At 54.7% G+C, this 25,423-nt stretch carries 28 protein-coding genes and 2 tRNA genes; 15 read left to right on the forward strand and 15 right to left on the reverse strand.

Annotated features, from left to right (window positions below):
• The first annotated feature begins 12 nt into the window (after nt 1–12).
• The 7 genes from EQV24_RS00755 (at nt 13) to EQV24_RS00780 (ending at nt 5,556) form a co-directional block, all read left to right on the forward strand.
• A complete protein-coding gene (locus EQV24_RS00755; RefSeq protein WP_013096945.1) occupies nt 13–825 on the forward strand; it encodes a MetQ/NlpA family ABC transporter substrate-binding protein in 813 nt (270 codons plus the stop codon).
• A 109-nt stretch (nt 826–934) separates the two neighbouring features.
• Nucleotides 935–1,144 carry a fumarate hydratase FumD gene (gene fumD / locus EQV24_RS00760; protein ID WP_130626023.1) on the forward strand — a complete coding sequence of 70 codons (210 nt, stop codon included), beginning with the start codon at nt 935–937 and terminating at the stop codon, nt 1,142–1,144.
• Nucleotides 1,145–1,262: 118 nt separating this feature from the next.
• On the forward strand, nt 1,263–1,430 hold the full coding sequence (locus tag EQV24_RS23635; RefSeq protein ID WP_038419198.1) for a hypothetical protein: 168 nt from the start codon (nt 1,263–1,265) through the stop codon (nt 1,428–1,430).
• Nucleotides 1,431–1,574: 144 nt separating this feature from the next.
• Nucleotides 1,575–2,981 carry a DUF1996 domain-containing protein gene (locus EQV24_RS00765; protein ID WP_130626024.1) on the forward strand — a complete coding sequence of 469 codons (1,407 nt, stop codon included), beginning with the start codon at nt 1,575–1,577 and terminating at the stop codon, nt 2,979–2,981.
• 72 nt (nt 2,982–3,053) lie between these two features.
• Nucleotides 3,054–4,382, forward strand: coding sequence for an ATP-binding protein (locus EQV24_RS00770; protein WP_038980354.1), 1,329 nt, complete (start codon nt 3,054–3,056; stop codon nt 4,380–4,382).
• On the forward strand, nt 4,375–4,986 hold the full coding sequence (locus EQV24_RS00775) for a LuxR C-terminal-related transcriptional regulator (RefSeq protein ID WP_038980355.1): 612 nt from the start codon (nt 4,375–4,377) through the stop codon (nt 4,984–4,986). Before EQV24_RS00770 ends, EQV24_RS00775 begins: the two co-directional genes overlap by 8 nt.
• Before the next feature lie 90 nt (nt 4,987–5,076).
• Nucleotides 5,077–5,556 (forward strand): heme-binding protein, encoded by a 480-nt coding sequence (locus EQV24_RS00780; protein ID WP_020688318.1) that lies wholly within the window; start codon nt 5,077–5,079, stop codon nt 5,554–5,556.
• A 37-nt stretch (nt 5,557–5,593) separates the two neighbouring features.
• Here the strand turns inward: EQV24_RS00780 and EQV24_RS00785 are convergent, their stop codons facing one another.
• A complete protein-coding gene (locus EQV24_RS00785; protein WP_013096938.1) occupies nt 5,594–5,734 on the reverse strand; it encodes a hypothetical protein in 141 nt (46 codons plus the stop codon).
• 125 nt (nt 5,735–5,859) lie between these two features.
• On the opposite strand from EQV24_RS00785, the gene EQV24_RS00790 reads away from it, so the two are divergent.
• A complete protein-coding gene (locus EQV24_RS00790; RefSeq protein ID WP_130626025.1) occupies nt 5,860–6,642 on the forward strand; it encodes an MBL fold metallo-hydrolase in 783 nt (260 codons plus the stop codon).
• A 72-nt stretch (nt 6,643–6,714) separates the two neighbouring features.
• Complete coding sequence (locus tag EQV24_RS00795) at nt 6,715–7,350, forward strand: carbonic anhydrase (RefSeq protein ID WP_013096936.1); 636 nt, start codon at nt 6,715–6,717, stop codon at nt 7,348–7,350.
• Between the two features lie 25 nt (nt 7,351–7,375).
• Here the strand turns inward: EQV24_RS00795 and EQV24_RS00800 are convergent, their stop codons facing one another.
• The 4 genes from EQV24_RS00800 to mdtK all read right to left on the reverse strand — a co-directional run bounded on the left by EQV24_RS00800 (nt 7,376) and on the right by mdtK (nt 10,777).
• A complete protein-coding gene (locus EQV24_RS00800) occupies nt 7,376–8,971 on the reverse strand; it encodes an FAD-NAD(P)-binding protein (RefSeq protein WP_130626026.1) in 1,596 nt (531 codons plus the stop codon).
• A 121-nt stretch (nt 8,972–9,092) separates the two neighbouring features.
• Nucleotides 9,093–9,169 (reverse strand) — tRNA-Val (locus tag EQV24_RS00805).
• A gap of 4 nt (nt 9,170–9,173) precedes the next feature.
• A tRNA-Val gene (locus EQV24_RS00810) sits at nt 9,174–9,250 on the reverse strand.
• A 153-nt stretch (nt 9,251–9,403) separates the two neighbouring features.
• Nucleotides 9,404–10,777, reverse strand: a complete 1,374-nt coding sequence (gene mdtK, locus EQV24_RS00815) for an MdtK family multidrug efflux MATE transporter (RefSeq protein ID WP_013096934.1) — start codon at nt 10,775–10,777, stop codon at nt 9,404–9,406.
• A gap of 226 nt (nt 10,778–11,003) precedes the next feature.
• Between mdtK and EQV24_RS00820 the strand changes: the two genes are divergently transcribed.
• Nucleotides 11,004–11,645, forward strand: coding sequence for a riboflavin synthase (locus EQV24_RS00820; RefSeq protein WP_013096933.1), 642 nt, complete (start codon nt 11,004–11,006; stop codon nt 11,643–11,645).
• A gap of 31 nt (nt 11,646–11,676) precedes the next feature.
• Here the strand turns inward: EQV24_RS00820 and cfa are convergent, their stop codons facing one another.
• On the reverse strand, nt 11,677–12,825 hold the full coding sequence (gene cfa / locus EQV24_RS00825; RefSeq protein ID WP_013096932.1) for a cyclopropane fatty acyl phospholipid synthase: 1,149 nt from the start codon (nt 12,823–12,825) through the stop codon (nt 11,677–11,679).
• Between the two features lie 298 nt (nt 12,826–13,123).
• Nucleotides 13,124–14,323: a purine nucleoside transporter PunC gene (gene punC / locus EQV24_RS00830; RefSeq protein WP_038980360.1), complete on the reverse strand. Its 1,200-nt coding sequence runs from the start codon at nt 14,321–14,323 to the stop codon at nt 13,124–13,126.
• Between the two features lie 115 nt (nt 14,324–14,438).
• Between punC and punR the strand changes: the two genes are divergently transcribed.
• Nucleotides 14,439–15,350: a DNA-binding transcriptional activator PunR gene (punR, locus tag EQV24_RS00835; RefSeq protein WP_013096930.1), complete on the forward strand. Its 912-nt coding sequence runs from the start codon at nt 14,439–14,441 to the stop codon at nt 15,348–15,350.
• Nucleotides 15,351–15,366: 16 nt separating this feature from the next.
• Here punR and purR read toward each other — a convergent pair whose 3' ends face one another.
• Complete coding sequence (gene purR / locus EQV24_RS00840) at nt 15,367–16,392, reverse strand: HTH-type transcriptional repressor PurR (protein ID WP_013096929.1); 1,026 nt, start codon at nt 16,390–16,392, stop codon at nt 15,367–15,369.
• A 297-nt stretch (nt 16,393–16,689) separates the two neighbouring features.
• On the opposite strand from purR, the gene EQV24_RS00845 reads away from it, so the two are divergent.
• Nucleotides 16,690–16,779: a YnhF family membrane protein gene (locus EQV24_RS00845; RefSeq protein ID WP_020688313.1), complete on the forward strand. Its 90-nt coding sequence runs from the start codon at nt 16,690–16,692 to the stop codon at nt 16,777–16,779.
• Between the two features lie 163 nt (nt 16,780–16,942).
• Nucleotides 16,943–18,109 carry an MFS transporter gene (locus EQV24_RS00850; RefSeq protein WP_020688312.1) on the forward strand — a complete coding sequence of 389 codons (1,167 nt, stop codon included), beginning with the start codon at nt 16,943–16,945 and terminating at the stop codon, nt 18,107–18,109.
• A 35-nt stretch (nt 18,110–18,144) separates the two neighbouring features.
• Here EQV24_RS00850 and sodB read toward each other — a convergent pair whose 3' ends face one another.
• On the reverse strand, nt 18,145–18,726 hold the full coding sequence (gene sodB, locus EQV24_RS00855) for a superoxide dismutase [Fe] (protein WP_013096926.1): 582 nt from the start codon (nt 18,724–18,726) through the stop codon (nt 18,145–18,147).
• Between the two features lie 122 nt (nt 18,727–18,848).
• Nucleotides 18,849–19,622, reverse strand: coding sequence for a C40 family peptidase (locus EQV24_RS00860; RefSeq protein WP_029882772.1), 774 nt, complete (start codon nt 19,620–19,622; stop codon nt 18,849–18,851).
• A 338-nt stretch (nt 19,623–19,960) separates the two neighbouring features.
• Here EQV24_RS00860 and grxD point away from each other — a divergent pair, with 338 nt between their 5' ends.
• Nucleotides 19,961–20,308 (forward strand): monothiol glutaredoxin 4, encoded by a 348-nt coding sequence (gene grxD / locus EQV24_RS00865; protein WP_003832760.1) that lies wholly within the window; start codon nt 19,961–19,963, stop codon nt 20,306–20,308.
• 43 nt (nt 20,309–20,351) lie between these two features.
• Here grxD and rnt read toward each other — a convergent pair whose 3' ends face one another.
• The 5 genes from rnt to eptA form a co-directional block, all read right to left on the reverse strand.
• Nucleotides 20,352–21,002: a ribonuclease T gene (rnt, locus tag EQV24_RS00870; protein ID WP_013096924.1), complete on the reverse strand. Its 651-nt coding sequence runs from the start codon at nt 21,000–21,002 to the stop codon at nt 20,352–20,354.
• 96 nt (nt 21,003–21,098) lie between these two features.
• Nucleotides 21,099–21,506 carry a lactoylglutathione lyase gene (gene gloA, locus EQV24_RS00875; protein WP_013096923.1) on the reverse strand — a complete coding sequence of 136 codons (408 nt, stop codon included), beginning with the start codon at nt 21,504–21,506 and terminating at the stop codon, nt 21,099–21,101.
• 100 nt (nt 21,507–21,606) lie between these two features.
• Nucleotides 21,607–22,704 carry an alkene reductase gene (locus EQV24_RS00880; RefSeq protein ID WP_029882773.1) on the reverse strand — a complete coding sequence of 366 codons (1,098 nt, stop codon included), beginning with the start codon at nt 22,702–22,704 and terminating at the stop codon, nt 21,607–21,609.
• A gap of 53 nt (nt 22,705–22,757) precedes the next feature.
• A complete protein-coding gene (locus EQV24_RS00885; RefSeq protein WP_028028082.1) occupies nt 22,758–23,357 on the reverse strand; it encodes a TetR/AcrR family transcriptional regulator in 600 nt (199 codons plus the stop codon).
• A 41-nt stretch (nt 23,358–23,398) separates the two neighbouring features.
• On the reverse strand, nt 23,399–25,024 hold the full coding sequence (gene eptA, locus EQV24_RS00890; RefSeq protein WP_130626027.1) for a phosphoethanolamine transferase EptA: 1,626 nt from the start codon (nt 25,022–25,024) through the stop codon (nt 23,399–23,401).
• 148 nt (nt 25,025–25,172) lie between these two features.
• Between eptA and EQV24_RS00895 the strand changes: the two genes are divergently transcribed.
• Nucleotides 25,173–25,412, forward strand: a complete 240-nt coding sequence (locus EQV24_RS00895) for a DUF1289 domain-containing protein (protein WP_013096919.1) — start codon at nt 25,173–25,175, stop codon at nt 25,410–25,412.
• The last annotated feature ends 11 nt before the right edge of the window (nt 25,413–25,423 follow it).

Below are 25,423 nucleotides of genomic sequence, written 5' to 3' on the forward strand. Positions count from 1 at the left end.
GGAACCATCATCATGAAAAAGACACTGACACTGATCGCCGCAGCAACCCTCAGCGCCCTGAGCTTTGCCTCCTGGGCTGACACCCTCACCGTGGGCGCGTCAAATACGCCACATGCTGAAATTCTTGAGCAGGCGAAGCCGATTCTGGCGAAGCAGGGTATCGACCTGGAGATCAAACCGTTCCAGGACTACATTCTGCCCAACACTGCCCTGGCGGGCCACGACATTGACGCGAACTACTTCCAGCACATCCCTTATCTGAACAGCGTGCTGAAAGATCACGAAGGCGATAAGGATTATGATTTTGTCAGCGCAGGCGCGATCCACATCGAGCCCATCGGCATTTACTCCAAAAAATACAAGTCGCTGAAAGACCTGCCGGAAGGCGGCAAAATCATCATGCGTGATGCCGTTTCTGAAGAGGGGCGTATTCTCTCTATCTTCGAAAAAGAAGGGGTGATCAAGCTGAAGCCTGGCATCGACAAAGTGACCGCGCGCATCAGCGACATCGTGGAGAACCCGAAAAAGCTGCAGTTCACTCCTAACGTGGAAGCGTCTCTGCTGCCGCAGATGTATAACAACGATGAAGGCGCGGCGGTCGTGATCAACGCCAACTACGCGATTGACGCCGGTCTGGATCCGGTTCACGACCCGATTGCAGTTGAGAGCGGTGAAAACAACCCGTATGCCAATATCATTACCGTGCATCGCGGTGACGAGAAGAAGAAAGATATCGTTGCGCTGGTGAACGTGCTGCACTCCAAAGAGATTCAGGACTGGATCCGCACCAAGTACAAAGGTGCGGTGATCCCGGTAAATAACTAATTAATTGATTTAGCTTAGGAAGCCCGGTGAGTTTCTCGCCGGGCTTCTTTTTTGTATCCGGGCGAGGGATCATTTAAGCTGACGGTTTAGGGCAACGGAGTGGATCGCCATGGGCAATGTGACCAAAGACGAAGAGCTGTACCAGGAGATGTGTCGGGTGGTAGGGAAGGTCGTTCTGGAGATGCGTGACTTAGGACAGGAGCCCAAGCATATCGTGATTGCCGGGGTACTGCGTACGGCGCTGGCGAACCAGCGCGTAAAACGGAGCGAGTTAACCACCCAGGCATTGGAGACAGTGGTGAAGGCGCTGGCCGGGTAAGGCACCAGCGTTTCGCGAGTTACTCAAATCCTGTATATCAACAGTCGTTATTGTTATTTCCCCTTCCTGATGGAGGCGTGTTTTACTGAAGTCAGGTAAAGCGAGAGGGGTAAAGACGATGAAAAAGTGGATAAGCACGTTACGGCGGTTTTTTGCGGCCCGTCCCGCGAATGCGGAGAACAGCGCGCAACGTGTTCTTGAGTCGATACTGCCTGTCGCCAGTCTGTATGGCGTGGACGTGGCCAACATTGACCCGGAGTGGTTCCATGATAAAACGTCACGCTGAACTGCGCCGCACGCGCGAAATGTACTGGAATGAGCTGTGCCTCGACGCTGTAAAGCGTGGATGAGCGGAAAAATACGCTGGGAAATCCTCGGTTAACGCAGGCCGTTTTGTTACCAATATCTCCTTTCACAGATGGAGATGAAGATGAAACGGACTGTATTCACGCCCGCCCTTTTAGCCACCGCGTTACTGATTGCCATGCAGGCGGCCCATGCCGGGCCACAGGCGCATGTGGTCTGCAGTTACTCCCACACCCTCGGCGATGACGCCATCATGATGTTTGGTATGCCCAACCAGGCCATGTGGCACGATTTCTTTGGCAATACCCATACCGATGCCTTTTCAACCCGGGAAACCTTGCGCCAGCACGAAGAGACGACCTGTGATAACAAGGCCGACGGCTCTGCCTACTGGGCGCCTTCTCTGAGATTACCTGACGGAACGGTGGTCAAACCGGCCTATCAAAAAACCTATTATCAGGCCTCGAAGGTTGATGCCTATCCCTTGCACCCGTTCCCGGCCGGGCTGTCGCTGCTCGCCGGGGATCATCACGGCAGCACGCCCAACACCCATATCAGCTTTTTATGCGCGAACGGGAATGGCTACAGCAGCAAAATCGGGGAGGTGTGCGGGCTGCGTAAAGCTAACGATGCCGTCCAGTTTAATATTGGCATTCAATTTCCGAACTGCTGGGACGGTGTGAATCTGAAGCCCGACCACGGTCTGGCCAATGCGGCGTATGACGTTAACGGCCAGTGCCCGAGCGCGTTCCCGGTAAAAATTCCAACGGTTAATATGAATGTGGCTTACGTGCTGCATGGTATTACCCGCCTGGACACCCGTCAGGCGCAACTGTCGCTCGATCCGGTGATGCAGGGGGCTGAACGTGAAGAACGCTGGGGTAGCCTCTATACGGCGCATGCCGATTTTATGAACGGCTGGACGGACGATGCCGCCCGCTTTATGACCGAACGCTGCATGAACCGCGGTATGGATTGTGGTTCAACCGTGCCCTATGGTTATTCTATGGCGAAGGCCAATGTCTGGCTCAGCAGTCTTGAACCGAACATCACTCAGCCTTCACCGCAGGTGTTACTGGTAGAGGATAACTGGCAGAACGGTGGACGCACAAAAAACAGCGAGACGCTAAGCCTGGTAAAATTCCATATCCCGCCGCTGCCCGCCGGGCAGGATCCGTCCTTGTTTAAATACCGCGTCCGTATTTTCGGTGGGAAGGTAGAAAACAATGGGGCCGATCAGATTTTCTTTTATCCGGCCAGTAATGACTGGGATCCTGCGACCGTGAAGTGGTCGTCGCGTCCGGCCTGTAATTACCGTTCCGATGCCGTGCTTTATCTGAACCATGTTCGTGAATACCGGATGGTCGACGTGGATAAAGCCGTGCGTAAGGCGCTGGCGGAAGGGAAAACCGAGATCTCGTGGTATATCGGTGGCGATCGCCAGGGGAATCATTATCAGTTTGAACCTGCCTCATCACCAGACGGGTTAATGCTCATGCTGACTGGCTTTAAACATACGCCGGAGGTCTGACCCTACGTTTTTTTGTTCTTAACAGGGTTAGCTGGTAAGGTCTCGGCATTCGCCACTGTCCCTGTTAACGCAATGACCACCAACAGCATGATGAAACGCGCTATCGTTCTTTGGGCGATAGCGTGCACACTCAGCGGCGTACTGCTCTACGCCGAACAAATTCGCCGTCAGTTCTGGGAACGAGACCGTGAGTTCTCGGCGTTATTTTCCGAATTAAGCGCGGTCCTGACGCAAAATGAATCGGTCTTACCGCTTCTGAATGGCGATGAAGACATTGCCGCCCTGCGCAAAAAATTCCCCCATCTGCTCGCGCTGGAAAAAACGACGGGACGCCCACTGGATGCGGCGCGGGTGGAGCCTGCCCACGAGATGCAGTACTGGCTTTATAACCCCTGGCGTCAGATCCGCGTGCGGGTGGATCTCGGCCCGATTCTGAATGCGCATCATCCGTTTACCCATCTGGGGATCCGCTTTATACCGACCGGGGAAGAACGGCCCTCTGACGCATTCTGGCACTGGCAACGCACCTTCCCGCAACATACGCAACCTTTTACGCTCGAAGCGGATTCCCGGCCGGACTGGTTTGGCGTCCGCTGGTCTGTTTACCCCTTGTTGTTTATCGGCTGGGGGATAGTGATTGCGCTGGTAAGCGTGGTGCTCTGGCAGCGTAAAGCACGTAAAGACGCCGAGCAAAGGGCGCGCTATTACCAGCACGCCAGGCTCAATACCCTGGGGGAGATCACCGCCGGTATTGTGCATGAGATAAACCAGCCGCTGACCGCCGTCCAGACGTGGATCCAGGGCGCACAGCGTCAGTTACAGCAGGAAAACGGCCAGGCCGTGTCGCAGGCGCTGTCGGCTGCGCTGACGCAAACGCAGCGTATTAGCGCATTATTAACCCGTTTTCGCGAGCACGTTGTGAAGGAGAAAGTCACCCTGCGGGAAACCGATCTGGCAGCATGCTGGCTGCAGGTGGTGAACTTACTTGAGCATGAGCGCAGGGCTGAACATATCTCGGTCAGTCATGCGTTTGCCCCCGGGGCCACCACCGTGCTGGCCGACCCGCTCTGGCTGGAGCAGGTGCTGCATAATCTGCTCAGCAATGCGATTCAGGCCCAACAGGCGAGTCCTGCTGGCTGGGTAAAGATTGAAAGCCACAAAACCGAGAGCGGCATTCAGATTACCGTGACGGACGGCGGGCCAGGCTTTAGCCCGGAGGCGTTACAAAATGCCTTTATGCCGTTTTACAGCGGCCGGGAAGAGGGCATTGGACTGGGAATGACCTTAACGGAATCATTAATGACGCGTATGAATGGATCGATTACGCTGGGCAATGCGCCGCAGGGCGGGGCAGAGATCCGGCTACAACTGGCAAACGGAAAGGAGGCTACGGTTGGATAACACAATCTGGCTGATTGATGATGATGAATCCATCAGAGAGTCGATGGCGTTTTTGCTTTCGGGCATGGGGTGGCCGGTCAGGACGTTTGAAAGCGTTGATGCCTTTACCGCGGCCCATGCACGGGACACCGAGCTGGTAGGCTGCTTGCTGCTGGATATGCGGATGCCGGGCAAAGGCGGGCTCACCTGGCTTGAGGAGGGAAAATGGCCCTGGCCCCTGCTGCCGGTGATCATCATGACCGGGCACGGGACCGTAGATGCCTGTCGTCGGGCATTTCGTAACGGCGTGTTTGAGTTTTTCACCAAGCCGCTGGATGCCGATAAGCTTATCGAAACGGTAGGGTTAGCCTTTGAGGAGAGTCAGCGCCGGTTTGCCGGCTGGCAGGAAACCTCCCGGGTGAAAGCGCGCTTCGCACAATTAACCGCGCGGGAGCATGAGGTGCTGGGGGAGTTGATGAAAGGGCTCAGCAACAAAGAGGTGGCCGCCCGGCTGAATCTCTCGCCACGGACGGTGGAAGCGCACCGCGCGGCGGCGTTTACCAAGCTTGGCGTCGGCAGTCTGGTTCAGGCAATACGCGAATACGATAAATTGCAATCCGTATAACTACCAGGTTGAGTGCGTATTCAACCGAATTATGTTTCATCGCCCGGTGGGGTACGCTCTGCCACGTATCCCAACACGCGAGGAAGTGCGATGAAAAAATTAATGATGGTTGCGGCACTGGCCGCAGGTAGCGTAAGTCTGTCGGCACAGGCCGATACGTTAAACCAAAAGAGTCTCTCGCTGGCGCAGGCGAATGCGCTGGCCACGTCCGCCATTCAGGCGTGTACGGCAAAGAATTATCAGGTGACGGTCACCGTGGTTGACCGTGCGGGCGTGGTGAAAGCCGTGCAGCGTACGGACAATGCCGGTCCTCATACGGTTAAAGCCAGCGAAATGAAAGCCTGGACGGCGCTCAGCGCAAAGAATGCCTCAGGCAAAGTGATGGAAGCGGCGCAGAGCAACGCCGGTGCGCAAAACATGCGTGATATTCCGGGCTTCCTGCTGCTGGCGGGCGGCCTGCCGGTGAAAGAGGGCGATGAGGTGATCGGGGCGATTGGCATCGGCGGTGCGCCGGGTGGTCATCTTGATGAAGCCTGTGCGCAGGCGGCCATTGACGGGCTGAAAAAGTAACATAAAAAAAAGCACCGGGTTAACCGGTGCTTTTTCATCAGATCTTGCAGGCATCGCCGCAGTCGTCATCCGCAACAATCGCCTGGGCTTTTTTATCTGCGTCGTCCAGACGTTCCGCATTACGCTCTTCTGCTTCATCCAGTCCGTTAAAGACCAGGTTTTCGAGATCAATTTCCATGTGGCACCTGCTTTATTCAGTTTTTGATACTGGCACAGTATAGGGCAAAAAAGGCCAGCAATGTACCTCGCAGCACATATGGATAATCCCTGCCATACTCTCTGCTTTATGGCTGAGGAATGCATATGATGACACTCTGCAAAACCTGCGGTACTGCGTATGACACCACGCCGGAAACATGCCCGATTTGCGAGGATGAACGCCAGTATGTTCCGCACAGCGGCCAGGCGTGGATTGACTTTGCTACCGTGACTTCCACCCACAGCAACAAATGGCAGCAGCTGGAGCCACAGCTGTTGAGTATCAAAACGGTGCCTGCCTTTGCGATTAACCAGCGCGCGCTGCTTTTGCGTACCCCACACGGCAATATTCTCTGGGACTGTATTGCCAACCTCGACCCGGCAACCAAAACGCTCATTACCGCGCTCGGCGGCATCAGCGCGATTGCGATCTCGCACCCACACTATTACACCACCATGCAGACATGGGCTGCGGCATTTAATGCACCGGTGTACCTGCACGCCAGCGACAGAGAGTGGGTCATGCGCGGCAGTCCTGCCATTCAGTTCTGGGAAGGGGATACGCTGGAACTATTTCCGTCGGTCACCTTGTTGCGTCTGGGTGGGCATTTTGCAGGCGGTACGGTGCTGCACTGGCAGGAGGGCGAAGGCGTATTGCTGGCGGGGGATATTCTTCAGGTCACGCCCGGAAAAGACGCCGTTTCGTTTATGTGGAGCTACCCGAATATGCTGCCGCTGCCAGCCCGCACCGTTGAGCAGATTACCGGACTTCTGGAAGGCAAAAAATTTGCCCGCCTGTACGGTGCCTTTGAGGGACAAAACATCCCGGCAAACGCGGACGAGATTGTGCAGCGGTCGGGCCAGAAATATATTGCTTGTCTCAGGTAAAGCACGATGGGTAAACTTCAGGAGTGTGATCCCGATCATACCTAAACAACAACAGATAAAAGAGAAATTGCTATGCAACATATCATTGAAGGTTTCCTCAACTTTCAAAAAGAGATTTTCCCGCAACGTAAAGAGCTCTTCCGCAGTTTAGCGTCCAGCCAGAATCCCAAAGCGCTGTTCATCTCATGCTCCGACAGCCGTCTGGTACCAGAACTGGTCACTCAGCAAGAGCCAGGACAGCTCTTTGTCATTCGAAATGCTGGCAACATTGTGCCACCGTTCGGGCCAGAGCCGGGCGGTGTCTCCGCAACCATCGAATATGCCGTTGTGGCGCTGGGCGTGACGGATATCGTGATTTGCGGTCACTCCAACTGTGGGGCGATGAAGGCGATTGCGGATAACGCGAACCTCGAGCCGATGCCTGCCGTCTCCCACTGGCTGCGTTATTCTGATGCCGCTAAAGCGGTGGTGGAGAAGAAAAGCTGGGATCAGCCGATCGACAAAGTGAATGCAATGGTGCAGGAGAACGTCTTTGCGCAGCTGAGCAACATCAAAACCCATCCATCCGTTGCTGTGGGTCTGCGCAATAACGCCCTTCGCCTGCACGGCTGGGTGTATGACATTGAGAGCGGTGAAATTCGTGCGCTGGATAAAGCGACGAAAACCTTCGTTTCTCTGTCAGAGAACCCGGAAGTGTTCTTCGAATAATGACGGTCAGGGCATGGAAGCCCTGTCAGCTATCGAAATACGGCAATCTCCTGCGTAACCCAGAAGCGGGTTTTTCCGCCGCTTTCGCCATCGACCCGGCAATCTCCGCACACTCGGCCAGTCCCTGAACGAAGGGATGATCGTGCATTAGCCACGGTATCGCGCCAAACGCGATTCTCCCGCGCACCGTTTCTGGTGCTTTAAGCGTGTAATCCTCGCCAATATCAGGGATCTCGTCGCCTGTCGCCTGCAGCTGTTTGCGCAGTGTCGGGAAAGGCAGATCCTCTGTTTTCAGCGGTTTTTGCCCACGGGCATCAATAAACACGTCAAAGAGATAGGTGTTGTCTTCAGTCGCGATCGCCGTCTGGGCGCGACCGACATCCAGCGTGTAATCATCACCTAATGCGACAACGCTGATGATCCCGGCCTCGCGCAGCGCAAGCAGCCGACGGATAGACTGCGGTGGAATGGCGGCGTAGTTGTCGATAAACACCCGCGCCAGTCCCTGCTTGAAACGTTCCCGGTCCGGCTCATTAAGATGCGGCACGATCTCCTGAACCACCTCGTGCAACCGAAGCACGGTGTAGCGCCAGGGCACCGTTCGCCGCTCACGTTTGTTGCGTTCGACCTCATTAAGATTGGCTTCTGCCCAGCTAAACGGACCGTGCTGTTTGCGGTCCTCAAACCAGGCATCGCGAAGGGTGTCCGCATCCAGGGCGCGCAGCCCGATTTTCTCACACCATGCCGGGTCGGCGAGTTCCAGCTCTTTCACCATCAGGGCAAAAATACGATCCAGCAGGCCGTCAGACCCTTTGGCGATTTCATTCTCAACGACAAATTCAGTTAATACCGACAGCGGCTCGTAAGGAATAGGGCAGTAAAAATCGGCCTCAGGCAGAATGCCTGTCCGGGACATGAGAACTATTTTTAACGCCTCGCTGCCTTTATCCAGAACGAATTTGTCATCAACAAAGGCGCCATGCTGCATAACAACCGCCATGGCGGCGTCCAGTCCGCTTAATGAGGTCCCCATAATCCCCACCCGACAGGCTGGGATATCGGCGTCCATCAACCCGGACCAGGGGCTTGGGAAGAAGGTGCGCGTGGCCTCATCCTCATCAGGCCAGACGTGGCCGGTGGCGATGACGGCAAGATTGAAGCGTTCAGGTAAGCGGCTGTTATTTACCGAAAGCGTAACGCCGTCTTTGTCGGTGGCGATATCCGTCACCTCGGCGGATTCATGGATATCGACATGAAATCCCAGCCTGCGGGCCTCTTTGACCACCCTCAGAAAACTGTCACGAAAATATTCCCCCAGCAGGATTCGGGGCAGAAACTGCCGGTCGTGCAGGGAAGCTTTATCGACGTGATAGCGGGCGAGATGGGCTGCACTCTGCTCTTTTAACCAGTCGAGATAGGTCATAAAAACGGGTGGGATTTCAATGCTGGCAATATTCGCCAGCATCAGACGCGAGTTTTCATCAATTCGATAGGGCATGCCCACGCCCGCTTCCTCGGCTTTTTCGAAAATGGAAACGGCCAGTGGCGTTTTATGCTTCAGGAGCGCGTAAAAGGTGTAAATCCCTGTGGGGCCGGAGCCGATAATGGCGATTTTTTTCATCGACACTGTTCCTGCTTTTTTTTTGTCATATGAAAAGCGTAGCAGGAGAAAGCGTAAAAAATCAGGCGATTGGGATTATTCAGACTACAAGAAGAGGATTTGCACCATTTCAGGACTGAAATGGTGCGTCCGAGTGGACTCGAACCACCGACCCCCACCATGTCAAGGTGGTGCTCTAACCAACTGAGCTACGGACGCAGAATGGTGCGTTCAATTGGACTCGAACCAACGACCCCCACCATGTCAAGGTGGTGCTCTAACCAACTGAGCTATGAACGCAACGTGTTGTCGGTGACAACGGGGACGAATATTAGCGGCACAGCACCGCAGTGGCAAGAGGCAAAATGCATTTTTCTCTCTGATTTCACGCGATTGCTTCATTACCGCGCAAAGTGAAGAGAAAGTAGCCGCCAGCAGGCGGCTACTGTGTATTTAACGTGCGGCGCGTTGCAAAATTACCGTGGATGGCTGACGCTGCAGGAAGCGCATACGCAGCATCATCATGATAGCCGCAGAGGTCAGACCGATGATAAAGCCGATCCAGAACCCCGCGGGCCCCATACGATCCACCACCAGATCGGTGAGCGCGAGAATGTAACCGCTCGGCAGACCCAACACCCAGTAGGCGATGAAGGTAATAAAGAAGATGGAGCGGGTATCTTTATAACCACGCAGTACGCCGCTGCCGATCACCTGGATGGAGTCGGAGATCTGGTATACCGCTGCCAGCAGCATCAGATGCGATGCCAGCATCACCACTTCCGGGTTGTCATTATAGAGCAGGGCAATTTGCTCCCGCAGTGCGACGGTGAAAAGCGCGGTGCAGACCGCCATACAGACACCCACGCCCAGCCCGGTGCGCGCAGCCGTTTGTGCATCAAGAGTTGAACCTTGCCCCAGACGGAAGCCGACGCGGATGGTGACCGCGGCCGCCAGCGACATCGGCAGGACGAACATCAGCGAGCTGAAGTTCAGCGCAATCTGGTGTCCGGCCACGTTCACAATGCCCAACGGCGAGACCAGCAGGGCGACCACGGCAAACAGAGTCACTTCGAAGAACAGTGCCAGTGCAATGGGCAGCCCCAGCTGTACCAGACGCATCATAATGTGCCAGTCCGGCGTGCTGAATGAACGCTCATTACGGATATCACGCAGGGAGCGGGCGTGTTTAACAAAGGTAAGTATGCTAAAGAACATCACCCAGTATACCGCCGCTGTTGCCACGCCGCAGCCTACGCCGCCAAGTTCCGGCATACCAAAATGGCCGTAAATAAAGATATAGTTCACCGGAATGTTGACCAGTAAACCGATAAAGCCCATGACCATCCCCGGCTTGGTTTTTGCCAGGCCTTCGCACTGGTTACGCGCCACCTGGAAGAAGAGATAACCCGGGACACCCCAGAGCAGGGCGCGCAGATACCCCACGGCCTTGTCTGCCAGAGCCGGGTCGATATTATGCATGGCGCGAATGATATGCCCGGCGTTCCAGAGCACGATCATAATCAGCACGGAGACAAATCCAGCTAGCCAAAAGCCCTGGCGCACCTGATGGGCGATACGTTCACGTCGGCCGGAACCATTCAGCTGGGCGATAACCGGCGTGAGTGCCAGCAGCAGGCCGTGACCGAAGAGAATGGCCGGAAGCCAGATAGAGGTTCCGATTGCCACGGCGGCCATATCGGTGGCGCTGTAGCCACCGGCCATCACCGTATCCACAAATCCCATTGCGGTCTGGGCCACCTGCGCGATGATCACCGGGATAGCCAGTGCCAATAACTGCCGCGCTTCATTCATGTACTTCTGCACGTGAACACCTTTATTTTGTAGTTATATGAGAGACTAAAAAAGCCGCCGTAACTGGCAGCAAGAAGAAAAAGCAGAGGGGGTGCCAGCTATTGTAGCGGGCTTTAGCTATTAATCTAGTGAAAAAATCGCCAGAAAATGCGCTGCTCTGGCAACCTGTATTTCCAACTGTTATTGTGGTGGGATTAAACGGTGTCACCACCGTCCGGAAAATACAGGAGTTGTAAGCATGTTTACTGGTATTGTGCAGGGCACCGCTAAAGTGGTGTCCATTGATGAAAAACCTAATTTCCGTACCCACGTCGTTGAGCTGCCAGAATATATGCTGGATGGCATCGAAACCGGTGCCTCGGTTGCGCATAACGGCTGCTGCCTGACGGTGACCGAAATTAACGGCAACCAGATTAGCTTTGATTTAATGAAAGAAACGCTGCGTATCACCAACCTGGGCGAACTGGTGGTGGGCGATACCGTAAACGTAGAGCGTGCGGCGAAGTTCAGCGATGAAATTGGCGGCCATCTGATGTCGGGCCATATCATGACCACCGCCGAAGTGGCGAAAATTGTCACCTCTGAAAATAACCGTCAAATCTGGTTTAAAGTGCAGGATCCGTCATTAATGAAATACATCCTGTATAAAGGATTTATTGGTATTGATGGGATTAGCCTGACGGTCGGAGAAGTGACGCCGACGCGTTTTTGCGTGCATTTAATTCCGGAAACGCTGCAGCGTACGACGCTGGGGGCGAAAAAACTGGGGCAGCGTGTGAATATCGAAATCGATCCGCAAACCCAGGCGGTCGTGGATACCGTCGAGCGTGTGCTGGCGGCGAAAGAGGCGGCCATAATAAAGGCCACCGAAGAAGAATAAAAAAATAACCCCGGATATCCGGGGTTATTTTTTAGCGCGGCACACGTAAGCCGTGTTCAATCCCGCGACTAAAGACCACCTGCCAGAGTTGAATATCACGCGCGCGGAACGCACCTGCGCAGGCATTCAGATAATAGCTGAACATCCGTTTAAATCGTTCAGAATAGTTGTCTGCAATCTCAGGCCACGCTTGCTGGAAACGTTCATGCCACGCCATAAGCGTGGTGTCGTAATCCGCGCCAAAGTTATGCCAGTCTTCCATGATGAAGTGGCTTTCGCTGGCGTTGGCAATCTGGCGAACGGAAGGCAAACAGCCATTCGGAAAGATGTATTTATTGATCCACGGGTCAACGTTATTGTCCGTGCGCTTAGAGCCTATGGTGTGCAGCAGGAAAATGCCGTCGGGTTTTAAATTACGATCCACCACCTCAAAATAGGTGTCGTAATTTTTCGGCCCCACGTGCTCAAACATGCCCACGGAAACAATGCGATCAAACTGCTCGTTGAGGTCGCGGTAATCCTGCAGACGGATATCAACGTCGAGACCCTGGCAGCGCTCCCGGGCCATTTTTTGCTGTTCGGCTGAAATGGTTACGCCGACCACGCTGACGCCGTAGTGCTTCGCCATAAAATACGCCAGACCGCCCCAGCCACAGCCGATATCCAGCACACGCATGCCGGGCTGCAGCTGCAGTTTCTCGCTAATCAGACGCAGTTTATCCTGCTGGGCTTCTTCGAGGGTTGTCGCCTTTTTCCAGTAGGCGCAGGAGTATTGCATGAAGGGATCCAGCATGCGGCTGAACAAATCGTTACCGAGGTCGTAGTGCTCTTTGCCCACGATCCACGCCCGCTTTTTGCTTTGCAGATTGAACAAACGGGCGGAGGCGACGCGCAACGTATCTTTTATATTGCGGGGGAGCTGGTTCTCCAGACCGGCGCGCAACACGCTGGCAAAGAAAATATCCAGCCGCTCGCAATCCCACCAGCCATCCATATAGCTTTCGCCCAGCCCTAACGATCCCTCGCGAAGTACGCGTTTAAAAAAATCGGGATGTTTGACCTGCGGATCGGAGGGTGAAGATCCGTTGATAGTGATGCCTGCACGACCTAACAGTTCACTGACGATCCGGGACCAGTTATCGTCCGGAACGCTGACTTCTTCTATACACGATGAACTCATAGCTTCTCCATCACCTTACTGTGATCAGAACCTTCAAACAGCGTAGACGCTTTTTATGGTTTGTGAGAAATCTCACGGTAAATACCGCGAGGCTAGTATCCGACGTAGAACAGAGGAAGGGAGATAACCCTTGCCGAAATGCCTTCCATGGTAAAACGGGAGCACTCCGGCTCCCGTTAACACTTAATATTTATCGTATTTAATCGAACCAAATTTAGTATAGGCCTCAAAATTTGGTGATTCAATAGAAAATTCTTAGCAACCTAATCACTGAAATGTTACATATTTTCCCCAGTGATTACGCGTGCGACGTCTCCGCCTGTGCGTGGTTCTCAAGCTCGCGCTGTGCGGCGGATTGCATGCGATAACCCATTACTGCCAGCGCAACGGTGACCAGCATCACGCTGGTGGTAGTTAACAGCGGGGTGGCAATCAGCGCTGACACCACCAGGCTTGCCAGGAAGCACAGGCCGAGCTGCAGGGTATTTTGCAGCGCCGCGGCGCGTCCTGTCGCCTGCGGGAAAGGACGTAACGCCTGTGCGACCACGATAGGGTAAATGGCACCGTTAGCCACCGCCATCACGCAGAACGGAATCAAAATCTCCGCCAGACCGACGCCTGGAATAAACCCAACGGCCCAGGTGGCGCCCACGCTCAAGGCAAACAGCGCCAGCAGCCAGGGCAGCATCTGCTGGCCTTCCCATTTCTGCAGCGCCGCACGGCAGCCGTATCCGCCCAGCAGGAAGGCGATGGTCTGTGGGACATAGCTCAGACCAATGGCGGCCGGGCTGTACCCCATATCGTGCAGAATAAACGGCGAGCCGGTGAGCCAGGCGAAGAAGCTCGCCGAGCAGGCGGCATAGACCAGGACGTTACCACGATACGCTTTGGCGCTCAGCAGGGAGAGGAACGTGATCGGTTTGGCGTCAGCATGCGCCTCTTTTTTATGCGCGGGCTTGAGGGCAAACGCCGGGAGCATCAGTACCAGTGTGATGGCAAACAGCGTGGCAAAAATGGCCTGCCAGTCAAAGTGCGCGAGGATCCAGCTGCCCAGCAGGGGAGCGAGGGCGGGTGACAGGCCAACCAGCGGCATAATGGTGGCGAAAATGCGGTTGGTACGGTTGGCCGGGTAGTAGTCGGTCACGAGAGCCTGCCAGGTTACCGCCGCGGCACAGACGCCGACGGCCTGCACAAAGCGCAGCACCAGCAGCCAGGTCGCATCGCGTACCCACAACATTCCCAGACAGCCTGCGGCAAAAATGGCCAGGCCCAGCAACAACACCGGTTTACGCCCGAAGCGATCGGAGAGCGGGCCCCAGAGCAGCTGTGCGATGGCAAAACCGGCGAGGAACAAACTCAGGCTGGCGCTGATGGCCGCGGCTGGCGTTTGCAGATCTTCCTGCATCGCCGCAAACGCGGGCAGGTACATATCGGTGGCCAAAAAGCCCAGCACGCTCAAACCGCCGAGCCAGACTAAAAATCCATTCCTGGGTTGCATTGTTTTATTCTCCTTGAGGAGGCAGGTAGACACTGGCGCAGAGTGTAGGGAGTGCAAAGCGGGTTGTGAAACGCTAATATTTGGCGGTTGCATTCAAATTTTTTGCAGGCAGAAAATGTGGTCAGATTATTCTCTTGAAGTGGTGGATGCTGTCGCGCGTAACGGCAGCTTTAGCGGTGCGGCACAGGAGTTGCACCGCGTCCCTTCGGCTATCAGCTACACGGTGCGGCAGCTTGAAGAGTGGCTGGCGGTTCCGCTGTTCGAACGGCGGCATCGCGATGTGGAATTAACGCCTGCTGGCGCGTGGTTTTTGAAAGAAGGGCGTTCTGTTATCAAAAAAATGCAGATCACCCGCGAACAGTGCCAGCAGATCGCCAACGGCTGGCGCGGACATCTTTCCATCGCCGTGGACAATATCGTTAAGCCGGAGCGTACCCGGCAGATGATCGTGGATTTCTATCGCCATTTTTCAGACGTTGAACTTCGCGTCTCGCAGGAGGTATTCAACGGGGTCTGGGACGCGCTGGCGGACGGCAGGGCAGAGATGGCGATTGGCGCAACCCAGGCGATCCCCGTCGGGGGGCGCTATGCGTTTCGCGATATGGGCATGTTGAGCTGGAAATGCGTCGTGGCACACGATCATCCGCTGGCTGCCCTGGAGGGACCGCTGAGTGACGACACGCTGCGCAACTGGCCGTCGCTGGTGCTGGAGGATACCTCGCGCTCGTTGCCAAAACGTATCACCTGGCTTCTTGATAACCAGCGGCGGGTGGTGGCGCCGGACTGGGAATCCTCCGCGACCTGCCTCAGCGCCGGGCTGTGCGTCGCGATGGTTCCCGTCCATTTCGCTAAGCCGAGAATCGATACCGGTGAATGGGTCGAGCTGACGCTGGAGAATCCGTTCCCGGATGCGGCCTGCTGCCTGACGTGGCAACAAAATGATGTGTCGCCCGCCATGGCATGGCTACTGGATTATCTGGGAGACAGCGAAACGCTTAACCGGGAATGGCTACGGGAGCCAGCTTAGCTGGCTCCACACGAGATTAACGACGGTAGTCGCGGAATGGACCATCCGCAACGGAACGGCGTTCGATAAGGCGCGGGTGAACTTCAATGGACTGCGACTCTTCACGTTTGTTGACGATCCTGTCCATCAGCATATTGAAGGCCGTTTCACCGAGGGAGTCCTTCGGCTGGTGGATGGTGGTCAGCGCAGGCGTGAAGAAGCGCGCGTTGCGCACGTTGTCATAGCCGATCACGGAAATATCCTGCGGCACGCGCAGGCCCAGCTCATCGGCTGCACACAGGGCCCCCATCGCCATGATGTCCCCGCCGCAGAACACCGCCGTTGGACGATGCGGCTGAGAAACGATCTGCTGCATGGCGCGGTAGCCAGACTCCGGCTCAAAGTCGCCCTGCACGATCCAGTTTTCCGGCACGGTGATCAGCGCTTCTTCCATCGCCTTCATAAACCCGGCCAGACGGCCAGCACCGGTGTTGCGCTCAAGCGGCCCCGGGATCACGCCTATTTCACGGTGACCGCGTTCAATCAGATAGCGGCCCGCCATATAACCGCCTTCGAAGGCGTTATCGATGACGGAGTCGGTAAAGTCGGCGCGCGCTTCGCCCCAGTCCATCACCACCATCGGGATATGGCGATACTCTTCCAGCATGGACAGGACAGATTCCGGGTATTCGGAACACATCACCAGCAGGCCATCCACACGCTTTTGCGCCATCATCGACAGATAGGCGCGCTGTTTTTCAATATTGTTCCACGCGTTGCCGAGGATAAGGGTATAGCCTTTCTGGAAGCAGTTTTTCTCAACCGCTTCGATGATTTCGGCAAAATAGGCCGCTTCACTGCTGGTCGCCAGCAAACCAATGGACTTGGTGTGATTAACTTTAAGGCTACGCGCAACGGCACTCGGCGAGTAGTGCAGCTCTTTGATTGCCGCCCAGACGGCGTTGCGCGTCTCTTCCGCCACGAAGCGGGTTTTGTTAATTACATGTGATACGGTTGTAGTGGAAACGTTTGCGCGTTTTGCTACGTCTTTAATTGTTGCCATTAAATGTCACTCCAGACCATATCCTAAACTCCTGAAAACCTTGAAGGTAAACGTTTGCCTTCTCTCACCCTTATCACGCAATCTTGAATTGCGGCACGCCAGGAAAACGACACGGGACGTCAGGAGGGGGTCAATGGCCGGTACGCTAATAAATTTAGCGTGGAATTTTGTCCTATCTTGATGAAAAGGGGAAGAGCTAAAGTGGTTATCCGTTTAAATCCTGGAAGATTTTTGACGTAAATTGTGTAAAAATGAGCAAGCTCACTTTTCGTGGGGGGATTAAAAGGAGAAAAATTGATGAGTTCCGATCTGAAGTTTTCGCTGTTCACCACCGTTATTGTGCTGGCGCTGATTGTTGCTGCAGGTCTGACGGCTGCACTGCACTGATTTACGCGGAGGGGGCGTTCGCTCTCTCCCGCTCGCCCTGATTGTTACATCTCCGGCAAAAATCTTTTGCCAATTTGTTAACTTCTCATTTTTTGTGATTGATGTCATGCTTTCGGCTTCTTTGTTCTGTGTCACCACATGACACGGCATCCGGAGTTGACGCATGAAAATCAATTTTCCCCTGCTGGCCCTGGCGATTGGCGCTTTTGGGATTGGCACCACTGAATTTTCCCCTATGGGACTCTTACCGGTTATCGCCCGCGGTGTGGACGTCTCTATCCCTGCAGCCGGGATGTTAATCAGCGCCTATGCCATTGGTGTGATGGTAGGGGCACCGCTGATGACGCTGTTGCTTTCCCACCGAGCGCGCCGCAATGCGCTGATTTTCCTGATGGCTATCTTTACCCTTGGCAACGTGCTCTCCGCCATTTCGCCTGATTACACCACGCTGATGCTGTCACGTATCCTGACAAGCCTTAACCACGGCGCTTTCTTTGGGCTGGGGTCGGTGGTGGCGGCAAGCGTGGTGCCCAAACACAAGCAGGCGAGTGCCGTGGCAACCATGTTTATGGGCCTGACCATCGCCAACATTGGCGGCGTTCCTGCGGCCACCTGGCTGGGTGAGGTCATTGGCTGGCGTATGTCGTTCCTCGCAACCGCCGTACTGGGCGTTGTCGCGATGGTGGCCTTGTTCTTCTCTCTGCCGAAAGGCAGTGCTGGTGAGCGGCCTGAGGTACGTAAAGAGCTGTCGGTACTGATGCGCCCGCAGGTGCTCTCGGCGTTGCTCACCACCGTACTGGGTGCCGGGGCGATGTTTACCCTTTACACCTATATTTCGCCGGTGCTGCATGACATCACTCACGCGACGCCGATCTTTATCACCGCGATGCTGGTGCTGATTGGCGTGGGCTTCTCGATGGGTAACTATCTGGGTGGGAAATTTGCTGACCGCTCCGTAAGCGGAACGCTGAAGGGTTTTCTGACCCTGCTGATTGTCATCATGATTGCCATTCCCTGGCTGGCGCGTAATGAGTATGGCGCGGCCATTGCGATGGTCGTCTGGGGTGCGGCCACCTTTGCCGTGGTTCCGCCGCTGCAGATGCGCGTAATGCGCGTCGCGCATGAGGCGCCGGGTCTTTCATCGTCGGTGAATATTGGCGCGTTCAATCTGGGCAATGCGCTCGGTGCCGCAGCGGGCGGTGCTGTTATTTCAGGTGGTCTGGGATACAGCTTTGTGCCGGTGATGGGGGCCATTATTGCCGCGCTTGGCCTGCTGTTAGTGATGATGTCGGGTCGTAAACAGCCTGAAGCGGCCTGTGCTGCCGAATAAAAAAACGCAGAAGGGGAAACCCTTCTGCGTCTCTCTTACGCGGCGAAGTTCTTCGCCACAAAGTCCCAGTTAACCAGTGCCCAGAAGTGCTCCAGGTAGTTAGGACGCGCGTTACGGTAATCAATGTAGTACGCGTGTTCCCAGACATCCACGGTCATCAGCGGTGTCGCGCTGGTGGTCAGTGGTGTACCCGCGTTAGACGTGGAGACGATAGCCAGTTTGCCATCGGCCTCTTTTACCAGCCATGTCCAGCCAGAACCGAAGTTTTTGATTGCGGCATCGGTAAATTTCGCTTTGAACTCCGCAAAGCTGCCAAAGGCGGCGTTAATCGCAGTAGCCAGTTCGCCGGTCGGCTCGCCGCCAGCATTTGGTGCCAGGCAGTGCCAGTAGAAGGTGTGGTTCCACACCTGAGCAGCGTTGTTGAATACGCCACCGTCTGAACTGCGGACGATCTCTTCCAGCGTTTTGCCTTCAAAATCGGTGCCCTTGATCAGGTTGTTCAGGTTGGTGACATAGGTCTGGTGATGTTTGCCGTAATGATATTCCAGGGTTTCCGCAGAAATGTGCGGTGCCAGGGCGTCTTTTGCATACGGTAGTGCAGGTAATTCGAACGACATTGCTTCTCTCCTTATTGTATTTTGCGTTGCCAATAACCACACAGACAACAAGGACAGGATAGCAAATTGAAAGGGTATGCAAAAGAGGAACTTACCCTGCCGTGGTGACGGCAGGGCAGGGTTTAGCGGATGGTTTTCGGCGTCATGACGCGGCGTGCGCCGACGTAGTGACGCACCCAGTAGTCTTCGCTAAGCGAGGTGATCTGAATGTCCTGACCGCTTCGTGGGGACTGAATAAACTTCCCGTTACCCACATACACGCCGACGTGATCAGCCGTACCGCGACCCTGGGTGCGGAAGAAGACCAGATCGCCATTTTGCAGCTCGCCACGGTTAACAGGGGCTGCGTCGCGCAGGTGGTACATTTCATTGGCGGTGCGCGGAATGCGGAATTTCACCAGATCTTTATAGGCGTAATACACCAGCCCGCTGCAGTCAAAACCGGTGCGGGGAGAGGTGCCACCCCAGCGATACGGTTTGCCAATTTGCCCCATCAGCTTATTCATCGCCGTTTTTTGCGCTTTCTGTACCCGAACCTTATGCGCGTCGGCAATTTTTGTCACTTTTGTGCATTTGGCTTTATGCCCTTTGCGCGTGGTGCATTTTTCCGTTACGAGGTTGGCAGCAGTTTTTGAGGCTTTACGTTTCGATGCGAGGGCAGTGCGGGAAGATGTTGATTTCGATTTGCTGGAGGCGGTCTTTTTCGTTTGAGCGGTTGTTTTTTTCTTTTCGTTCTTACTGGTAGTCTTTTTTTTACGTTCTGTAGTTTTTGCCAGATGCGTTTTTTGCACAGCAGAGTGCCGCGCCTGTTGAGAGGCGTTTGCCGCTGGCGTGAAAGAGAGTGATGTAAACAGTAAAGCACAGAGCGTGATCGAGATTTTATTTATCCGCGCCACTGGGCAGTCCCCTGATAAATGCAGGTCATCAATAATACCCGCGTGTGATTTACAAAGCCCGTCGATTCTAATCCATAAAAACCCGAGAAGTTAATAGCATTTTTCAATCTAAAAACCTGTTTCGTTAGCAAGTGCAAAAAAATTCATCGATTTGTCGCACAATTGTTCACGCCCTAAGCAAAACCCTGCCTGCCGCAGGGTTAAGCACCATTTACAATGCAACTTTTCGCCACTCGCGATAAAATAGCTATACGTGACAAAAATGTTATTTTCCGATGCCAGTCTGAACCGCTACAATGTCAGACTAATGCCGTAACAGAAGTTAAAGGAAGCAAGACATGAGCACCACTATTGAAAAAATCCAGCGCCAGATCGCTGAAAACCCGATTCTGCTGTATATGAAAGGTTCTCCGAAGCTGCCAAGCTGTGGCTTCTCCGCGCAAGCGGTTCAGGCGCTGTCTGCCTGTGGTGAACGTTTTGCTTACGTTGATATCCTGCAAAACCCGGACATCCGCGCTGAGCTGCCAAAATACGCGAACTGGCCGACGTTCCCGCAGCTGTGGGTCGACGGTGAACTGGTTGGCGGTTGCGATATCCTGATTGAAATGTATCAGCGCGGCGAACTGCAGCAGCTGATCAAAGAGACGGCTGCGAAGTACAAAACCGAAGAGCCGGACGCAGAGTAATTTTCTGCGCAAATAAAAAAGCGACCTTAAGAGGTCGCTTTTTTTATTCTTCGCTGTCGCCCATCGCCAGCGGCCAGCCGCCCAGACGCTTCCAGCGGTTGACTATTTCACAGAACAGCTCTGCGGTGCGCTCCGTATCATACAGCGCGGAGTGCGCCTGCGTGCCGTCAAACTCAATCCCGGCCGTAATACAGGCTTTTGACAAGACCGTTTGTCCCAGTGCCAGGCCACTCAGTGCGGCGGTGTCAAAGGTCACAAACGGGTGGAAGGGGTTACGCTTAAGAGAGGCTCGCTCGGCGGCGGCCATCGTAAAGCTGTGATCGAACGTGGCGTTATGCGCCACCATAATGGCGCGGCTGCAGTTGCTCTCTTTCATGCCTTTACGCACCATTTTGAAAATGGCGTGCAGCGCGTCATATTCGCTCACCGCACCGCGCAGCGGGTTATGCGGATCGATGCCATTAAACGCCAGCGCCTCTGGCTGCAGGTTTGCGCCTTCAAAGGGCTCAACGTGGAAATGCAGCGTGGTGTCCGGTGTAAGCCAGCCCTCTTCATCCATCTTCAGCGTGATGGCGGCAATTTCAAGCAGCGCATCGGTTTTAGCGTTAAATCCGGCTGTTTCGACATCAATGACAACAGGATAAAAACCACGAAAACGGTCGCACAGACCGGTAAGTTGAGCGTTATCGGACATCAGGGTCTCTTACAAGGGGAAAAAAGCAGAGCGCATTATGGCAAATTTTGGCGTGGGATGCAGTAAAACAACGGGCGCATAGTGCGCCCTGAGGGATCAGTTGCCCAGACCGCGACCGGCGTCTTTGGCTTCAATCAGCTCGATTTTATAACCGTCTGGATCTTCAACAAACGCAATCACGGTGGTGCCGCCTTTTACCGGGCCCGCTTCACGCGTGACGTTGCCACCGTTGCTGCGAATGCGTTCACAGGCTTCTGCCGCGTTGTCCACTTCCAGCGCGATGTGGCCATAGGCCGTGCCCAGCTCATAGCTGTCGACGCCCCAGTTATAGGTCAGTTCGATAACCGCTTCATCCGTTTCCGGGCCGTAACCCACGAATGCCAGCGAGTATTTGTATTCCGGGTTTTCGCTGGTGCGCAGCAGCTTCATACCCAGTACGTTAGTGTAGAAATCGATGGAACGTTGCAGATCGCCAACGCGCAGCATGGTGTGAAGTAGGCGCATAATTTCCTCATTAACCAATGGAGTAGAGTATCTTTTTGAACAGAAACGATGTTTTAGTATAGCGGCGAAAGGCCGCCGCTATCAATGCACAACGGAGAGATTACAGCGTAGGGTAGTCGGTATAGCCTTCCGCGCCGCCGCCGTAGAAGCTTTCCGGGCGCTGTGGGTTCAGCGCTGCTTTCTGCTGCAGACGGGCAACCAGGTCCGGGTTGGCAATGTAATCACGACCAAAGGCCACGGCGTCGATCAACCCTTTATTAATCAGATCTTCGGCTTTCTCAGGCGTATAGGCCCCCGCACCGATGATCACCCCGTGGAAACGCTCGCGCACTTTCTGGCGGAAAGCCTCAGAGTAAGGCTGACCACCGGCCCAGTCCGGCTCGGACATGTGCAGATACGCGATACCGCGTTTCGCCAGCTCTTCAATCAGATACAGCGCGTCCGCTTCTTCGTTCGGACCGTTGTCGACGTTCTGGAAGGTACCGATTGGGGAGACGCGAATACCAATACGGTCCGGGCTCCACTCCTGACAAACGGCATCAACCACTTCCAGCACCAGACGGGCGCGGTTTTCGACGCTGCCGCCGTACTGGTCGGTGCGGTGGTTGGACGACGGTGAAAGGAACTGGTGCAGGAGGTAACCGTGCGCGGAGTGCAGTTCAACCAGATCAAAACCGGCTTCGCGGGCGTTAGCTACGGCCTGACGGAAATCGTTCACGATACCCGGGATCTCATCCAGCTCAAGGGCGCGTGGCGTTGAGGTGTCGACGCGGATCGCGTTACCGTTTTCATCGCGCAGGGAAGTGCGGGTATTCGCATTCAGGGCTGACGCGGAAACCGGTGCCTGTCCGCCAGGCTGAATGCTGCTATGAGAGATACGACCGGTGTGCCACAGCTGAACCGCAATGCGACCCTCTTCGGCGTGAACGCCAGCGGTGATTTTCTTCCAGGCGGCAATCTGCTCCGGGCTGTGCAGGCCTGGTGCGCCGGCATATCCCTTCGCCTGTGCGGAAATCTGCGTGGCTTCAGTGATGATGAGGCCAGAGCTGGCGCGCTGACGATAGTATTCACCCATCAGTGGGGTTGGGATATCACCCGGCTCAATGCTGCGCAGACGGGTGAGTGGGGCCATAAACACGCGGTTTGGTGCGGTGACGGCGCCCACTTTCAGTGGGGTGAAAAGTTTTTCAGCTGACATAACGACTCCTGAGTAGACCAGTCGACTAGTAATTAAGTAAATAAAAACGCCTGCTACACGCCAGGCGCAGTAATGCTGCTATTAACATGTGCCAGTGCGCTTTCCAGCGGCACGGCACTGCGGGAAATTTTGGCCTGCAGGTTCGCCCCTAACCAGAGGGAATATAAAACCTGCGCCTGCGTTAACGCCTCACCGGCGAAGGCCAGCGTTTTTTCACGGCGGCCATTCTCAAGCGCCTGCGCCAGCAGGGCGATCACGCCGCTGGCACCTTTATCCATTGCCGCACGCATATCTTCGGAGAGATCGCACACTTCTGCAGAGAGTTTTACCGTCAGGCAACCGCTGATAATGCCCTGCTGACAGAACTGGTTCAGCGTTTCCTGATAGTAGTTGAGAACACGATCCCGATAGTTTCCTTCACCACTGGCGAAATGGGTGGCCAGGCGTTGATGGTAGCTGGCATAGTGCCTCTCCAGCATCGCCACGCCAAACGCCTCTTTGGATCGGAAGTAGTGATAAAACGACCCCTTTGGCACTTCAGCGGTTTTAAGTAACTCGCTTAACCCCATACCGGTAAACCCGCGATGCATGCAAAGCCGCTCGCCGGTCGCCAGTAAATGTTCGCGTGTATCGTGTTCAGTATTTCTGCTCATGGCCAAACTCTAATAGACCGTTCGGTCTATTGCAAGGGCGTTTACTGACGACATGCGTTCAGAATATCCAGTTGCTGCTGATAAACCGTTGATTTCACATCCATCATACCCAGTACGGTAGAGAACAGATTATCCTGCGAAACCGCATTTTTTGCTGCATAGTCGCGCAGGCACTGCGTGTTGATACCAAAGTTTTTCGCGTAGTCCGGTGATAACCAGAACATAAACGGAATGTGCGTTTGTTGCTCTGGCGCCAGCATGTACGGCGTGCCGTGCAGATAAATTCCGCTTTCGCCCAGCGATTCGCCGTGGTCGGAAAGGTAAATCAGCGCGGTGTTCATATTCGCCTGACGTGCCTTCAGCGCATCGATAGTTTTGCTGACCACGCTGTCGGTATACAGAATGGTGTTGTCATAGGTATTCATCAGCGCCTGGTGATCGCAATCCTGAATTTCATTGGTGTCGCAGGTTGGGGTGAATTTGCGGAAATTGTCCGGGTAACGGTGATAGTAAGCCGGGCCGTGGCTGCCCATCAGGTGGATAACCAGTACGGTGTCCTGTTTCAGGCCGTCCAGCACGTTGTCGAGACGGTAGAAGTTCACATCATCAATACAGGACTTGTCTTTGCAGAACTGATCCAGGTTCCACTGGGTCATATCGGTATGGGGTACGCGGTCGCAGGCACCTTTACAGCCGCCGTCATTGTCGCGCCACAGCAGGTTGATTCCCGCGTGTTTGAGCACATCGAGCAACCCTTCCTGGTGATGCGCCAGGTCGGCATCGTATTTGCTGCGCGTCATCCCGGAGAACATGCAGGGAACGGAAACGGCCGTTTCGGTACCGCATGACGTGGCCTGCGGGAAGTTGATGACATCCTGTTTTTTCAGTTCCGGGTTCGTTTCACGGCCGTAACCATTCAGCGAGTAGTTCGCGGCACGTGAGGCCTCACCGACAACCAGCACCAGAACTGTTTTCTTGTTCTGTCCTGCAATCAGCGGGCCTTTATGCGCATCTTCACCTATACGCACCAGCGTTTGGTCACCTTCGAACCAGCGCATTTTGCTGTATTTCATCATGGCGCTGATGTAGTTAGCTGGGGTGACCATCTTAACGATGCTCTTATTGTTGCGAAACAGCGACGCATAATCTTTATAAAACACGGCGGCAACGAGGATGATCACCAGCAGGGCGCCAAGCATGGCGGCAACGCGCATCAGCAGCGCATACCACCATTTTCCGGTCTGAATACGCGTCATCGCCAACACCACGGAAGGAACCAGTCCTGCTATGACAATCCACAGAATCATCTGCGGCGTGACCAGCGCTGTGGCTTCCTGGGAGTTGGTTTCGAACACGTTAACAATCATGTTCTGATCGATAACCGCGCCATAGGTATACATAAAGTACGTTGCCGCGGCACAGCCGACGGTTAAGACGATCAGCAGCGGCTTACGGATAAAGGGGATATTGAGCAGGCTGAAGACAATCACCCAGCCGCAGAACAGCACCAGCGGCACGGACGCGGCAAAAAGGATATCGTGAAGCCTTGCCGGGGCAATAATGGCCCAGCTACGTTGAATAAACAGTGCGTTTATCAGCGTAAAGAAAAGCGCACAACCCAGAGTGAATTTTATATCGTTACACTGTAACTTCTTCGTTAACCACATCGAAAAGAAACCTGTCATCATATTGATGAGGCGAGTATAGAGAGGGAAGATTAGTGAAACCTTAATGCCACAAAACTGTGGTAAAGCCCTTGCACGTGGGGCGTTTAACGTCTTCACTGTAGGTGAGTGTCGGTATTCGGAGGTGAACGTGGCAGAGCAGCTGGAGTTTTTCCCCATCCAGAGCCCGTGCCGGGGGATTTGTCAGGTGGATGAACGCGGTTATTGCCGTGGGTGTATGCGTACCCGCGACGAGCGGTTTAACTGGCAAAATTTCAGCGACACGCAAAAGCAGGAAGTGCTTCGCCTCTGCCGCCAGCGGTTTCTGCGCAAAATACGTGCAAACAAGCCCGGTGAAACCGAAGAACCCCAGCAACCTTCACTGTTTTAACACGCTTATTG

Source organism: Enterobacter sp. A8, from assembly GCF_004296595.1.
In the GTDB taxonomy this organism is placed as follows: Bacteria; Pseudomonadota; Gammaproteobacteria; order Enterobacterales; family Enterobacteriaceae; genus Enterobacter; species Enterobacter cloacae.